Here is a 15,016-nt window from a genome sequence, read left to right on the forward strand (position 1 = left end):
TCGCACCGTTTTCCGGCGTCGTCATCTTGATCGTGGTCGCGCTAAATCATCCGGTGTTGCCGATCGCCCGGCGCAGCACCTGGTGAGCATCGGTCGGCGCATCCTTGGCGTCGAATGCGACGAACTGGTCGGGCCGCACCAGGATCAGGTTTGCGCCGTAGTGCTTCTGCGCTGCTTCGGTTTTTTCCGTCACGACCTTCAACGGCACACGGAGGGCATCAGCCGCCGACTGGAATTCCACCACGGTTTCAGGCGTCGCGCCGAGATCAATCAGGGTGAAGTCCGCGCCCAGTTCGTCATAGACGTCCCGGCCGGAAATCATTCGATACGGCGCCAGATGGTGCCCGGCGCGCGCCGTGAATTCATGTCCACCGATGGCGCTCGGCGCGCGGCCGTTCGCACCCGTCATGATCGACGACCCCTCATAATTCGGCTCGAACGAATGCACCTCCGAGCGGGCGCCCGACGCGCGCGCCTGCCACTCGGATTCGAAGGCCGCCTTGTCGATCGCCGGATCATATCCGGCAAGGAAATCGCGATCGCTCTCGATCGCCTTCTCGATGAAGTCGCGCGCGGTCGAGACGAAGACGGGGCGTCTCTCCTCGTCATAGGTGTCGAGCAGCTTCGGGCCAGCCCAGCCCTGCAAGACAGCGGTCAGTTTCCACCCGAGATTGACGGCGTCTTCGAGGCCGGTGTTGATACCGTATCCGCCATACGGCGGATGGCTGTGAGCGGCATCGCCTGCCACGAATACGCGGCCGCTGCGATAGCGATCAGCGGTCGCGACGCGCAACTCCCAGAAGCCGACGTGTTCAAACTCCACGTCAAAATCCGCCCCGACTGCCTCGCGTAGCAGCGCGCGAAAATCGAAATTATCTTTGGTGGTGCCCATCGGCACCGGTGCGTGGAAAAACCAGGTTGTGCCGAGATCGACCCGGCCGAAGAAGCGCCAATAGCCTTTCAGGTCCGGATGCAGGACATTGTAGAAGGACTTGTTCGGATAGCGTTCGAGCAGCTTGTGGAGTTGCTCCGAACGGAACACCAACAGCACCATCAGCCGATCGTGATCCGATTTGGTCTGGGTGATGCCGCAGACATCGCGGACCAGAGACCGGCTGCCGTCGCAGCCGACCGCATATGCCGCGCGCAGCCGGCGCGTCTCGCCGCTACCGCGCCCGCGCAGCGAGACTTCGACACCGCCGTCGTCCTGCGCCACCGACTCGGCGCTCCAGCCATACAGCGTCTCGACCGAGGGAAGCTCGCTGACCCTTTGTCGTAATACGGCCTCGGTCGCATATTGCGGCAGGCGCTCATTATCCATGAAGTAGAAAGGACGCACCAATTCTCGCTGCAGCCAATCGTAGCGGTAGTCGCTCAGGAGCGTGCCATACGCGGTCATGCCGCCGATACCGTATTCGCGGGGGATCGTACGCGCCGCCCGCAACGCTGGTTCAGCGCCCCAGAAGTGAAAGTGCTCAAGCGTGCGCTGGGTCAGGTTCTGCCCTTTTGGGACCTGCTGCGGACTCTCGTATTTTTCGATAAGGACGCATCGAACGCCGCGCTGGCCGAGATCGATAGCGAGTCCAAGGCCGACCGGCCCGCCCCCGACAATGATCACCTGCGGTGAGGACAAAGTCTCGACCGTCATTCCTCGCCTGCCCGCTTCTTGAACTCGTTGGCATGAAGGAAACGGCAGCGCCCTATCGAAGTCAAGTAAAAATCTTATAATATGAGATTTCTATGAATTATCAGAATCGGCGCGGACCACCGATATTTCATTTGCGACCGCTTTGACGTCGGCCGCGATCCGGTCGATGCCGGCGCCGTCCACCTGCGCGCCTGTGATCGTCACGCAGACGCTGGCGATTGGCACGCCACGGTCGTCGAGGACCGGCGCCGCAATGCCGACCGCGCCCGCGGTGACTTCGCCGAACGCGACCGCGTATCCCGCCTTGCGTACACGCTTCATGCTCTGCCGGACCTCTTCAACACTCATCCCGAGGCCGACGGAACGGAGGTCGTCGAGATTTTGCTCGATCAGGGGCATCAGGCGCGCGCGCGGCAGATACGCCATGATCGAACGCGCGATTGCTCCGCGACCGAGCGGCATCGGACGACCGCGCGGATAGGAGCTGACGAGATTCCTTGCGGATGTTTCGGACACCACGCAGAGGATCTTGTTTCCGTACCAGCGCAGGATCATCGCATTACAGGAGTAGCGCGCTGTCAGCGCCTTCAGATGCGGCTGGCCTGACAGCACCAGCGTATCGGATCGTCGGGCGAGATAATCCATCTCGACGACTTTCGGCCCGAGCGTCACGCTGGCATTGCGCGACGACATCAGAAGTCCGGCGTCCTTGAGGATCTTGAGATATCGATAGAGCGTAGGGCGACTATATCCGAGATGCGCCATCAGATCTTCGGACGTCCACTCCAGCCGCTCCTCCGAGAAGACCTCGAGAACGGCGAGCACGCGCTCGAGACTGTTGCTTGGTTTCATGTCGCTCGACGCATGATCTGTCGTCACTCCAATTCGCCGCATGCAGGGGCGCTCACGGCAGATACTTTTCCCGTAGGGACATAATCAACCTTGAACTGGGTCGTCGGATCGGCAAATAATGCACACAATCTCATAATAAGAGATTTTCAATTTTTGGCCAGCCGGGTTACCGGCGGTCACCCACAGCGAGGAAACGTATGTCCGCGAGACATTCACGCCGTACGGTGCTCGGACTCATGGCTCTGGCTCCTCTTTCGGCCAAGTCCGGCTTTGCCCAAGGAACATCGCAACAGCCCATCCGGCTTAACGTGCCGTTTTCGCCAGGCACGGGGCCAGATCTGCTCGCGCGCTTGCTGAGTGAAGAACTGCGCCAGCGCTGGAATCAGCCGGTGATCGTCGAGAACAAGGCGGGTGCGAGCGGCAACATCGGCACCGACGCCGCGGCCCGCGCCGCTCCGGATGGCCAGTCACTGCTGGTGACGGTCAATACATTCGTGATGAATGCGAGCCTCTATCGCGCACTGCCCTACGATCCGGAAAAGAGCTTCGAGCCGATCGTAGAGATCGCGACGGGCGCCCTCGCGCTGGTCGTGCATCCTTCGCTCAACGTCGCCACGCTTCAAGAGCTGATCGCCCGTGCCCGCAGCAAACCAAACGAGATCAACTACGCTTCGCCGGGCCGGGGCACGCCGCAACATCTGGCGATGGAGCTTTTCAAGCTGACGGCGCAGGTCAAGCTGATGCACATTCCCTATCCAGGCTCGGCCGGGGCCGTGAAGGATCTAGCAGGCGGACATGTGTCAGCCATGTTCCTGCCGATCCATACCGCGCTTCCTCTCGCAGAGGCCGGACAAATCCGCATCCTCGCCGTCGGGAGCAAGACGCGTGCGCCCCAGGCTCCGAACGTCCCGACCCTGGCGGAAGCCGGCGTGACCGACTTCGACGTCGATCTATGGTACGGGGTCCTCGCCCCCGCGGGCACGCCGAAAGCGATCATTGACCGCTACAATTCCGAGTTCAACGCGATACTGAACCAGCCAAGCGTCCGGGCTCTTCTCGACAAGCAGGGCTTGATGGCCCGGGGCGGCCCGCCCGATCAGCTGGCGGCGCTCATCGCCAAGGATCGCGTGCGTTGGGCCAAAGTCGTCAAGGATGCCGAGATCACCTCGGAATAGTCCGAGCCGACCGGCCGTTTCACGAAGGCCCTCCTCCAACGTACCTCGACGACCACAGGCAGTTCACGCCCGCAGGAAACTCGATCATGACGCCTCGAATTCTGATTGCAGGAGCCGGCATCGCGGGGCTCTGCACGGCGATCGCGCTGATGCAACGCGGCTTTCACGTCACGATCTGTGAACAAGCCGAAACGCTGCGCGAGACCGGCGCTGGCGTGCAGATCAGTCCGAACGGCACGCGCGTACTCGCATCCCTCGGGGTGCTCGACGCGCTGCGAGGCCTGGCGGTCGAGCCGACAGCCAAAACGATCCGCCTGTGGAACAGCGGCGAGACTTGGTCGCTCTTCGACCTCGGCACGATGTCTGTCGCCGAATATGGCTTTCCCTATCTGATGGTCCATCGCGGCGACCTTCACACAACGCTGGCGAGAGCCGTATTGCAGCTCGATCCGGACGCCATCCGTCAGGGCGCAGGCGTCGTCGGTGTCGACAACCGCGCCGATGGCGTGACGGTGTCGCTGTCGAGCGGCGAACGCGTCAGCGGCGATATCCTGATTGGAGCCGACGGCATCCATTCAGGCGTACGGTCAGCCGTATTCGGAGCTGGACCGGCGCATTTCACCGGCTGCATGGCCTGGCGCGGCGTCATTCCGTCGTCGCGTCTGCCGACCAATATCCGGCGCGATGTCGGGACGAATTGGGTCGGCCCCGGCCGTCACGTCGTGACCTATCCACTCAGACGAGGCGAACTCTTCAATTTCGTCGGCGTCGTCGAGCGCTCGGGATGGGAGACCGAATCCTGGATGGCCAAGGGTACGCGAGATGAATGCGCTGCCGATTTCGCGGGATGGCATCCCGACGTCCATGTGCTCATCGACAATATCGACGTGCATTACCGATGGGCCTTGATGAGCCGCCCGCCGATGGAGCGATGGTCAGCCGGACGCGTGGTCCTGGTCGGCGATGCCTGCCACCCGATGCTGCCCTTCATGGCGCAGGGGGCTGTTATGGCCATCGAGGACTCGATCACGCTGGCCCGGGCTCTCACAGCGAGCCGCGATGATCACGTGACGGCATTCGCCAACTACGAAGCGAAACGTGTCGCGCGCGCCAACCGCTGCGTTGTTGCGGCAGAGCGCAACCGCGAGATCTTCCACAATGAACGTTTGATGGACGCTGAAGACGCAAACCAATATGTGTCAGCACAATGGAATGAGGCAAAGGTCCGCGAGCGGTACAACTGGCTTTTCGCATTCGACGCAGTTGGTAAAGGCTAACGGCCGTCTTTGTGCATGACGAACGGTTGCCCTAAAAAAACTCCGAGCTAATCCTTGCGGTTTGTCTTCGGCCGAGTCCGCTTTGCGCCGGAAGCGGTCACACGCTTTGCGGCGGACTTCACGATCGGAGTCGCGGACCCCGTAACTCATCCCTGTCGGACGCTATCCCAGCGCCATTGTCGTAACGAAAGTTATAGTTCGCCGGAGCAGGATTCGGCTGAAAAAGCCGCAGGCCCAGATCCACGCGCCAATCAGTCTGCTGACTTGGATTTTCCAGGTGTTGCTGCAACCATCTGTCGTAAAGGAAAAGGCGAGGCGATGCGCTTCTCGCTCGGTCAGGCTCTTTTGACCCGATCTGAGATTAGCCCATTCAGCCTCGATCTCGGCCAGCGCTTCGGCACGCTTACGTTTCGCCTCAAGGGGATCGCGGCCTGGAGGCCTCGCTTCTCTTCTCGCCTGCCGACAAGTGCACGAAGATCTTCTGGCACACCGTTTCGGAGCCAATAGGCACCACTGCTCGGAAGTTTCCAGGGACGACTCATTGCAAGGGGCATTTGTACCAGCCTTTTGTACCAAGGCGGCAGCAACAAGTCATTGAATTTGCTGATTTGTTATAAGCAACAAGGGCTTAGAATACCTGATGGTGCCCAGGGGCGGGTTGTCCCAAACCACTAGCAATGACAGTGAAAACAATAACTTACGAGTACCGCATTTGAGCTCTGTGTATCACCCACATGTAGCATTGTCGACCGGTCGAATGCTGTCATCTGGATCTTGATCACATGCCTGGAAGAGCTACGCCGATATTCTGGCTGCTCCTACGGCCCATCCCAAACGCTCGGCCAGGCCATCAGTCATCCGCTGCAGATGATGATGGGAAGAGCTATAAGCGCAAGGAACCAGAGCGCGTATAGCCAGCCCCATACGGGCCCCGCGCTTCTAGCTAGTCAGGCTTTGGAGAGCACGCGGCGAATTTGTCGATGGGCATCGACACAAGCGTCTTTCGCAAGAATCGACGCAGGAGTGGGCAACGGTTGCGATTCCCGACCCACGGCAGATGCGCGGTTGATGGATGTGCCGCACGTTAGCCCCGTCGCCGAAGCGGCGCGTAAAGGCCCACCGGGCGACCCGGGCCTGCCTTGTCATAAGGCGCGCTTATCCAAATACTGACCGACGGCGTGGCTCCGGGTTTCGAAGCCCCCTCGTTAGCAGCTTCGCCTCGCAGGCGAAGCTGTGCCCTTCGGTCACAGAAACCTCCCTCAGGCGTCCACCAAGTTTCGACGGACCGGCGGACAAAAAGGTCCGCCGATATCCTGCCAGTTGCTTCCAGCCTGCGCTGGCTCCCCACTTCAATGTCCGGATTGCGCCGCCACAAGCTGACGCGTTTGCTCATTTTTGGAGTACATAATCCAGAAGGGTCGTGATCTGCTGTTAGGAACTCAAGTGCTCCGTCAAGAACCTGGCCTGAATATCGAGTGCTTCGGTCGTTTCCAGCAGCTCTGGGTACTTGGTCCAATGGACATGCGGCATCGCATCGAACACAACCAGTCTTGCATCAACGTCGGCGCACAATAGCGCCCGGTGGAAATTGCAGGTTCCGCTGAGGAAGAAATCGCGGGTCCCTGACATGCATAGTGTCGGCGGAAACCCGTCGAGGTTGGCATGGATCGGCGACAGTACCGGGTCACTCAGATGTGCGTCAGCGAGATAGCCCCTGGCCTGTTCCAGCACCGCCGTTACACGCGGCGCCAGTCCGATCACGCCGAACAAGGCTTCCGTATCGCCAGTCCTGTTGAAATCCGCAGTGCCTGAGAAGAAGCCAATTGCGGCGGGCAGCGGCAACGCGAGCTGACGCGCACGGACGACGGCCTGCGCCGCCAAAACGGCGCCTGCAGATGATCCGTAGATTGCGATATCCTTTGCGGCTCGGGTCTCGAGTAGCGCACGATAGACCGCAACCGTGTCATCGACGGCGGCAGGATAGGAATGTTCTGGGGCCAGACGGTAGTCGACAGCGAGCACCGGCAGTCCGGTGCGCGCTGCGATCGGGACAGCCTCGGCGATCGAGCGGGCACCAAGCTTGAATGCGCCGCCATGCAGATTGACCAGCAACTGCCCGTGTGTCCCTGGTGCAGGGTCCCGCGGCGTTACCAGTCGTCCCGGCACGCCGCCGACCGTCACGGACTCGACCGAGACCGCATACATCTCGAGCAACTGCACCTCGAGGATCGCCTGCGCCTCATCATAGAATTTGCGCTCGATCTCGATCGGTGCGGTCAAACCATTGGTCGGATCGGGCAAGCTGTTGCGCAGCCTTATCATATTGGCGGCGGCTGCGCTGATGCTGGTGGGGAGTGGGACGTGCAAATCGACGATATGCGTCGTGCCATCGGGCAGGAAAGTAACGCTGGGTCCTCTGGAAGAACGTGGCGCGGCCAGCTCTGTCATCGTGATCCTCCCGGCGTCCTTTGCTGTCTTGTCACTAAAGATACTGCATTCCTGGCGCGTCCACGCCATCGACGCGCTGCGCATTCATCGCCCGCGCGAAGCTGACGACCTGCCGCGCCATAACCGCAAGATTGCGCTCGACATCGAGGTCGAGGCAAGTGTCGCCATCGAATATCTTGCCGGCTGTGTTGATCGTCACGCCAAGCGGCGTGTTCCAGCCGCGCAATGCGTGAACAACCGAGCGCAGGGCTGATAGTGTTGCACCAGCCGCCTGCCAGCCACCGGCGCAGGCGATGCTCCCCACTGCGCGCCCGTCGAAATAGACGCGCGCGTCGCGGTTCATGTCCTCGGTATAGTCGAGCGCGTTCTTGATGAGGCCCGAGATGCCGCCGTGATAGGCAGGCGCGGCGAGAATGATCCCGTCGGCATCGCGTAGGGCGGCGACGAACGACATAGCGTACTTGTCGCGTACCGGGTCGGCGGGATTGTACAGCGGAAATGAAAGCGACGGGCCATCGAACATCTGCACTCGCACACCGGCCTGCGCTGCGATCCCGAGAGCGTAGCGCGCCGCCAGTTCGGACGAAGAATTGGGGCGATGCGTGCCGCCGATCCCGACGATCAGGGGCGTGCGTGGCTTATTAAAGAGAGCGTTCATCATGTCTTTCCGCCAGGGCGTTTTCGCGAGTCCGGTGCGCCAGATGTCAAGCGCCGGGAGGCGGGAGGAATTCGACTTCGTGCAAGGCGGCCAGCCGCACGACCTCGGCCGGATCCGGTACGTTGTGGATCGCCTTGAACAGGTCGAACAGTTTTCGCGTCGGGGACACCCAAAACAGGCACTTCACCGTCTGCCCGGACTTGTTGAAGATGCCGTGCGGAATCCCCATCGGCAGCCGGGCGAGATCGCCGGGCTTCGCCTGCGCATCCGTACCGTCGAGCCAGAAGTCGAGCGTGCCTTCCAGCATATAGATGAACTCATCCTGAGTCGGATGGATATGCGGCGGCACGAACGTGTCCGGCGGAAACGTGGCATGCCAAGACAGCGAGTTTTCCGAGAGCTGCTTCGGCACATAGGTCTGACCGAGAATATTCCAGGTGATGTCCTGGACACTCGACGTGGCGCTGGTGACGCCGGGGGCCATCATCATGGTTGCGATTCCTTCGATTTGAATGGCGCTATTCGGCGGCGACGGACAGTTCGGCGTCGGCCAGCCGGCGCCGTTCCTTGAGCATCGGAATGACCTCGTTGGCGAGCCCGGTGATCGTGCGCACGACCTTCCAATGCGGCATATTTCCGCGATGGATCTGGAAGATGATGCGGCTGGTCTGCGCCTCCTCTGCCCACTTCTCGATCGTGTCCGCCACTGTCTTGGCGGTGCCTGCAACGACACGGAACTGCTGACGGATCTGAGCCCAGTCGAATGCGCCGCCATGACTGGACGGCAGCATGCGGCCGTTGCGCTTCTGGAATTCCTCCAGCGACAGATAGCCTGGTGCATCGATGAAGCGGCCCGCACGGGTCAGCGTAGTAAAGAAATAGCGCACATGCGGCTCCATCTCGGCCAGCGCGCTCTCATCATCATCACCGATGTAGCACATGCAGACGATCGGCACCTGCGATGGACGGATCGTATGGCCGTAATGCGCGGCCCGCTCCTTCAGCGTCTTCTGCGCCGCAAGTTGCGAGGTGATCGGGCTGAAAGTCGACGAATAGCCAAAGCCCATTTCGGCGGCGAGCTCGATGGTGCCGGGACTTCCCGATCCAACCAAATAGACCGGCGGGTGCGGCTGCTGATACGGCCTCGGCCACATATTAAGGTAGCGATAGTTGTAGAATCGCCCGGAGTGACTGGTCGGCCCTTCCTGTGTCCACATCTTCATGATCACTTCCAGCGCCTCGCGCTGGCGCTCGCGGGCAGTGACCGGATTGACGTTGCTGGACCAGTATTCCATCGGCGTGCCCAGTGGGAATGCGAATTCCATGCGACCGCCCGACATCACGTCGAGCATGGCATAGGATTCCGCCAGCCGATGCGGATGGTCGAGGCCGGCCGGCGTGCCCATCACGCAGATCTTGCCTTTGGTCTGTGGGATCAACGCGCCTGCCAGAATGCTCGGCACCGGCATCAGGCTGTAGGGCGTATTGTGATGCTCGTTGATGCAGACGCCGTCGAAACCGAGCTTGTCGGCAAGCACCAGCTCGGACAGGTAGCGTTCGTAATATTCGTGGCCCTTCTTCGGATCGAAATATTTATTCGGGAAATCGACCCAGAGCGACTCGTAGTCGTCGATATTCTCCGGCAGATCGTAATACGGCATGAAATGCCAGGCCATGAATTCGGTATCAGGAAGGATCGGCATGATTGGCGCCTCGTTGAATGCAAGGATGACAGTTGTTGCTGAGTGACGTGCGGATCAGGCCTGCGCGGGCGCAGCCTCGCCCGGTGTCACCGCGGTGCTGGTTTTTGCGAAGGAGGCCGTCGTCGCTTCCGGATTGATGAGCAGCCAGGCGATCAGCGCCACACCGAGCTGCAGCGCGCCGAGGATCATGAAGCCGGTCGCATAGCCCTGGGCCTGGGTGGCGCCGCGTTCCACCAGAATGCCCATGAAATAGGGTGCGAAGGATCCAGCGGCGGTGTTCGCCACCGTGGCGAACACCGCGAGCATGCCGCCGCGCTGCGCCACCGGCGTCACTTCGGCGATGATCGCCGGGCTCAGCGTCCAGACCAGCGTTGGCAGGCCGAATCCGATAGACAGCAGCAGCAGTTGCAGTGCCCCCGGCTGCAGCTGCGTCATTGCGATGGTGGAGAAGCCGCCGAGGCCAAGCGCACCTGTCAGCATCCATCCGCGCGAAAGCCGGCTCGACACACCCTTCTGGATCAGTTTCTGCGACACGAAACTACCGATCAACACTAGTACGATGCTGGTCAGCCAAGGCAGCGTAGTGAGCCAGCCGGCCTGGGTCGTCGAATAGCCGAGGCCTTTCAGCAGATATGGCGGCAGCCAAGCCAGGAAGATGGTGATGCCGCAGGCGACCGAGAAGCCAGCGATGGTGTTGCCGAGGAATGTGCGATCGAGCAGTAGCTTCGGATATGGCACCCGTTTGACTTCGGCCACGCGAGGCGTCGCCGTCTGCACCTTGCCTTCGCTGCCGGTGATCATCCAGACCACCACCCATAGCAGGGTCAGTGCCGCGAGCACGGCGAAGCCGGTCCGCCAGCCATAGCCGGCGATGAGATAGGCGACCACCGGGCTTGCGAAGATGATGCCGAAGGCCGCGCCTTCGGAGACAATGCTGGTCGGCATCGCGCGGTCCTTGTCCTCGAACCACTTGAAGCAGGCATGCAAAGCCACCGCGAAGGCCGGACCTTCGCCGATGCCGAGCAATGCACGGGCCATCACCACTTCCGTATGTGTGGTGGCCCATAGCATCGGCAGTTGCGAGAGAGCCCAGATCACGGCGAGCACTGTCAGCACCCATTTGGCGGGATAGCGGTTCAGCGCAAAACCACCGGCAATGCCGGCCACGGGATAGAGCCAATACATGGCGCCAGCGGCGAGACCGAACTCGCTCGGCGACATATTGAGATCGCGCATGATCGGCACGGCGGCAAAGCCGAGGACGGCGCGATCGGCGAAAGCCAACACCATGAACAGCGTCAGCATGAACACTATATACCAGGGCTTCCACGGGCTCGGCTGCATGGTCACGACGCCTTCTTGGTGATGCGCGCGGCAGGTTTTGCAGCGGCGGGGCTCTCGTTCAGGAAGTTCGAAACGATCCCGGCGGCAGCAACAGGCTGCTCGTCGAGCGGCAGGTGACCGACGCCCGCCATGGTTTCGAGCTGCGCATTCGGAAGCAGCTTGAGCCAGGTCTCGGCCTGCGCGAACGGCTTGATGCGATCACCCTCGCCCCACAGCAGCAGCGTGGGCGCGGAGATGCGATGCAGCCACTGGTCGAGCTTGGGATTGCCGGGCCGTTCCCACACGAGCCGCGCCGACGAGATGGTCTCGCGATAGCGCAGCGTCATAAAGTCGAGGTCGTGACCTTCCGGCATGAACGGTGCCAGCACCGCGGGATCGGCGACCAGATAGACTGACACATCCTTCGGAGGCACGGTGAACAGGTCGGTGGACGGTACATCCTTGATCACCAGTCCGCCTGGCGAGACCAGAACCAGCCGCGCGATACGCGCCGGCTGTACGATTGCGATCTCCGATGCGATCCAGCCGCCGAGCGAGGAACCGACCAGGTTGATCTGATCGAGGCCGAGTGCGTCGAACAGATCGAGATAATGCAGCACATGGTCGTTGATCGACTCGATGCGAGCGTCATCGGCGGATTCGCCGAAACCGGGGTGGTAGGGAAGAATGACGCGATGGGTCTTCACCCAATGCCGCGCAAAGCCGAAGCCGGCGAAGGTGCCCGAGCCATGCAGATAGACCAGCGGCTCGCCGGATCCCGCGCTGTAGACCACGGTGTTGATGCCGTTGATCTCGATCTCCTGCCGCTCGAAGCCGTCGAGCGCCGCTTTCGTTCGATCAAGTACCGATGCCATAAATCCCCCTCGATCCGCCTGAATGTGAAGTCTGACAGGAGGCTAGGGGCCGGGGTCGCGGAGCGTCACCTATCGAAAGATAGCGAATGACATTTCTGCGACGGTAAAGCGCTTGCGGCTTGCGCTCCGGCTGTCATCATACCCGTTGAAGAGCGCCGGGATGCGCCGGTTGGCACCATCCTTGCAAAGCGCCAGATCTCTGCGGGTGGAAATGATGACCGACTATATCGTTGAAGATATTTGGGAAATCCCACCGCTGCCGGTCGCCTTCATAAATGGTGGCGACACAACGACCGACGCGCATGCGGAACTTGCATCGGGCATTGTTCGCCACCGTCTGTCTCTTGGACTGAAACGGACATCCCTCCCGCCTCTCACGCTGGTTAATGCGCCTGCAGGCTACGGCAAATCCAGCCTGCTGCGGCAATGGACGCGCGAATTAGCGAAGGCCGGCTACCAACCGCTCTACATCATGCTCGACGATGACCGCGCAACGGTGATCCGCAGCGGCAGCCGGCTGCATGCGGCGATCCAGCTCGACGATCATCACGCGCTGATGCCTTTCATCCGCAACTGGCTCGGCACGCGGACGCGCGGCATCGTGCTGGTCGATGGCGGCCATGTCTTGCCGGATGCCATCGCGCAGAGCCTGTGCACGTTCTTCCTGCAGCTCGAGCTGCATCAGCATGCGCTGTTACTGACGACGCGCCATCCGCTCCGCGTCGCCCTGGCGCGCGCGCGCGCGCTGAAACGCGTGCGCGATATCGGCGTTGGGGATTTGCGACTAACGGCAGATGAATTGACGGAGGTCGCCGCCGTCGAGTTCGGGCTGGAGCTAGATCAGCGCGCGTCGACCGAGATTGCAGACGCGACCGGCGGATGGCCGGCAGCGGTCGGCATTTATCTGCAGCGCGCCAGCGCGATCGGTGTGCCCGCACTGCTACGCGAGATGCGGCGCGGCTCCCGCCTGATGGATGACTTTTTCGCCGAAGAAATCCTGCAACCACTGCCGGCACCGCTGTGCGATTTCTTGATCGGCGCCTCCGGACTTGGCACATTAACCGCGGGCGCCTGCGACGCCGCGCTCGCCATCGAGACCAGCGCGGAATTACTCGACGACGCCGTGAGCGCGGGCCTGTTCATCCATCCCGTCGATGGCTGCGGACAGGATTACCGGCTTCATCCGCTGTTTGCGACCTATCTTCGATCCCTGCTGATGCGATCTGGCCGCGTGGAGCATGATGCGATCGCGTTGCGCGGCGCCGACTGGTTCGAGCGCGACAACCGAATGCCGGAAGCCTTTGATTGCGCCCTGCGTGCCGAGGCATGGGACAAAGCCGCCGCGCTGCTGGACGTGTTCGGCATGCGCGCCTGCCTAACCGGACAAGGCGAACTGGTCACCGCAATGGCGCTCAAACTGCCTCAGGATGTGTTGCGGCAGCACCCGCGCGCGGCGGTATTCGCAGCGCGCGGCGCGTCCACCGGCTGGCGCTTCGGTCTTGTCGAGGATTTCTTGCGGCTCGCCGACGAGACCACCTTGCGCGACGATGCGGCCGAACTCGAAGGCCTTGTGCTCCACAGCCGTATGCTGACGGCGCAATATGAGGACGATCAGATCGCCGCCGGGCGCAAATGCGCCGATTTGCTGAAGCGCATCGACAGTTTCGACCACTATACCCGCGGCACGATCTTCGGCTCGCTGCTGTATGCGCGGCGCGAGCAGTTCGATTTCACCGACGCAGCTGAACTTGAAGCCGCGGGCGTGCGCGAATTCAATCTCGGCGAACGCCTGCTCGGCATGGTGTGGCACCTCTCAGTGCTTGGACCTACTCATGCCATGCGCGGCGACCTTGCGACAGCGGCTCGGCGGCTCGAGGAAGCAGCAAGCATCGCCGGCAATCTCGTCGAAGCCGAATGGATCGCGTCGGTGCCTGCTTTGCTACTCGCCGAAGTCTGCTACGAGCGCAACGACCTCACGCAGGCCAAAGCGCTGATCGACCGGCATCATCTGGCGCCGCGGGTCGGCTTCATCGACCAGTATGTGGCGGGCTATGTCACTGGCGCAAAACTGCTGGCGTACGCGGGCGACATGGCGGCCGCCCATCGCCGCCTAGACGAGGGCATGGCGCTGGCCGAGAGCCGATCGCTGGCGCGCCTGCGCCAGGCCATGATCGGAGAACGAGTGAAGTTGCTGCTAGATGGCGGCGAGCAGCAACGCGCTTTCGAGATCGGGCGCCAAGAAGGACTGCTCGGCGCGGCTGACGGTATGCAGCCGCAGGCAGACTGCACGACGCGAGACGAAATGCGCGCCGTCTCGTGGTTCAGGCTCGCGACCGCGCGCGGCGATCTGACACCCGCCATCGAGCTCGGCCGGATTTGGAAGCGTTTCGCGGTCAGGGCCGGCGCCTTTCGGTCGGCGATCCGGTGGGAGTTGCAGCTTGCCCGCGCTTATGTTGCGCAGGGCCAGACGACCCGTGCGCAACGCGAATTGCGCAGCGCGCTGGCCCGCGCCGTCACCGGCGGCTTCGTGCGCAGCTTTCTCGACGAGGGTGCGCCAGTCACGCGCCTGTTGCAGGAACAGCTCGGCGCCTCACATATCCGCACCTCCGCAACGGATTTGCTCGTCGCCCGATTGCTGCAGGCCGCCGCTGCCGATTGCAACGTTTCTTCGACGGCAGCTAGACCACAGGCCCATGCCGCGGGCATGCCCAGCCCCGAGCGGCTCACCCGCATCCAGGCAGAAATCCTGCAGATGGCCAGCGCCGGCCTACAGAACCGCGAGATCGCGGTGCGCGTCGGAATGACCGAAGGCTCGGTCAAATGGTACATGCAGCAGATCTTCAACAAGATCGGCATCCGTAAACGCGCTGGGTCACTTGAGCGAGCACGATCGCTCGGGCTGATTTAGCATGCCAGAACGACAAAGTCCGCTAATGGGATGGACCGGCTGCTTCCCCCGCGCGGCAGTCGGCCTAGACTGCTGCGTTTCAACCGGAGAAGCAGCCCATGGATACGACCATTGCGCCCCTCGCCTCGATCGGCATCGATATTGGTAAG

11 protein-coding genes are annotated in these 15,016 nt (G+C 61.9%); 3 read left to right on the forward strand and 8 right to left on the reverse strand.

The genetic code is table 11. The features are described from left to right. Positions 1–46: 46 nt before the first annotated feature. On the reverse strand, positions 47–1,648 hold the full coding sequence (locus tag CIW50_RS28355) for an FAD-dependent monooxygenase (protein WP_149534501.1): 1,602 nt from the start codon (positions 1,646–1,648) through the stop codon (positions 47–49). A gap of 90 nt (positions 1,649–1,738) precedes the next feature. Further along, entirely contained in the window at positions 1,739–2,500 is a 762-nt protein-coding gene (locus CIW50_RS28360) for an IclR family transcriptional regulator (protein ID WP_149534502.1), read from the reverse strand. 236 nt (positions 2,501–2,736) lie between these two features. Here CIW50_RS28360 and CIW50_RS28365 point away from each other — a divergent pair, with 236 nt between their 5' ends. Further along, entirely contained in the window at positions 2,737–3,675 is a 939-nt protein-coding gene (locus CIW50_RS28365) for a tripartite tricarboxylate transporter substrate binding protein (RefSeq protein WP_197738411.1), read from the forward strand. Between the two features lie 86 nt (positions 3,676–3,761). Next, positions 3,762–4,952, forward strand: coding sequence for an FAD-dependent monooxygenase (locus CIW50_RS28370; protein WP_149534504.1), 1,191 nt, complete (start codon positions 3,762–3,764; stop codon positions 4,950–4,952). A 1,431-nt stretch (positions 4,953–6,383) separates the two neighbouring features. Here CIW50_RS28370 and CIW50_RS28375 read toward each other — a convergent pair. From CIW50_RS28375 to CIW50_RS28400, 6 genes are read right to left on the reverse strand one after another with little or no spacing between them, the layout of a single operon-like run. Further along, complete coding sequence (locus tag CIW50_RS28375) at positions 6,384–7,400, reverse strand: alpha/beta hydrolase fold domain-containing protein (protein WP_172980505.1); 1,017 nt, start codon at positions 7,398–7,400, stop codon at positions 6,384–6,386. Between the two features lie 34 nt (positions 7,401–7,434). Continuing rightward, positions 7,435–8,058 carry an NADPH-dependent FMN reductase gene (locus CIW50_RS28380; RefSeq protein WP_172980506.1) on the reverse strand — a complete coding sequence of 208 codons (624 nt, stop codon included), beginning with the start codon at positions 8,056–8,058 and terminating at the stop codon, positions 7,435–7,437. A 46-nt stretch (positions 8,059–8,104) separates the two neighbouring features. Next, complete coding sequence (locus tag CIW50_RS28385; RefSeq protein ID WP_197738412.1) at positions 8,105–8,548, reverse strand: cupin domain-containing protein; 444 nt, start codon at positions 8,546–8,548, stop codon at positions 8,105–8,107. A 28-nt stretch (positions 8,549–8,576) separates the two neighbouring features. Continuing rightward, positions 8,577–9,761, reverse strand: coding sequence for an LLM class flavin-dependent oxidoreductase (locus tag CIW50_RS28390; protein ID WP_149534507.1), 1,185 nt, complete (start codon positions 9,759–9,761; stop codon positions 8,577–8,579). 54 nt (positions 9,762–9,815) lie between these two features. Beyond that, complete coding sequence (locus tag CIW50_RS28395) at positions 9,816–11,105, reverse strand: MFS transporter (protein WP_246664501.1); 1,290 nt, start codon at positions 11,103–11,105, stop codon at positions 9,816–9,818. Between the two features lie 2 nt (positions 11,106–11,107). Further along, complete coding sequence (locus CIW50_RS28400) at positions 11,108–11,959, reverse strand: alpha/beta fold hydrolase (RefSeq protein ID WP_149534509.1); 852 nt, start codon at positions 11,957–11,959, stop codon at positions 11,108–11,110. 214 nt (positions 11,960–12,173) lie between these two features. Here CIW50_RS28400 and CIW50_RS28405 point away from each other — a divergent pair, with 214 nt between their 5' ends. Continuing rightward, positions 12,174–14,867 carry a winged helix-turn-helix domain-containing protein gene (locus CIW50_RS28405; RefSeq protein ID WP_172980507.1) on the forward strand — a complete coding sequence of 898 codons (2,694 nt, stop codon included), beginning with the start codon at positions 12,174–12,176 and terminating at the stop codon, positions 14,865–14,867. Positions 14,868–15,016 lie beyond the last annotated feature (149 nt).

Origin of the sequence: Tardiphaga sp. P9-11 (assembly GCF_008329525.1) — a bacterium.
Classification (GTDB): domain Bacteria; phylum Pseudomonadota; class Alphaproteobacteria; order Rhizobiales; family Xanthobacteraceae; genus Tardiphaga.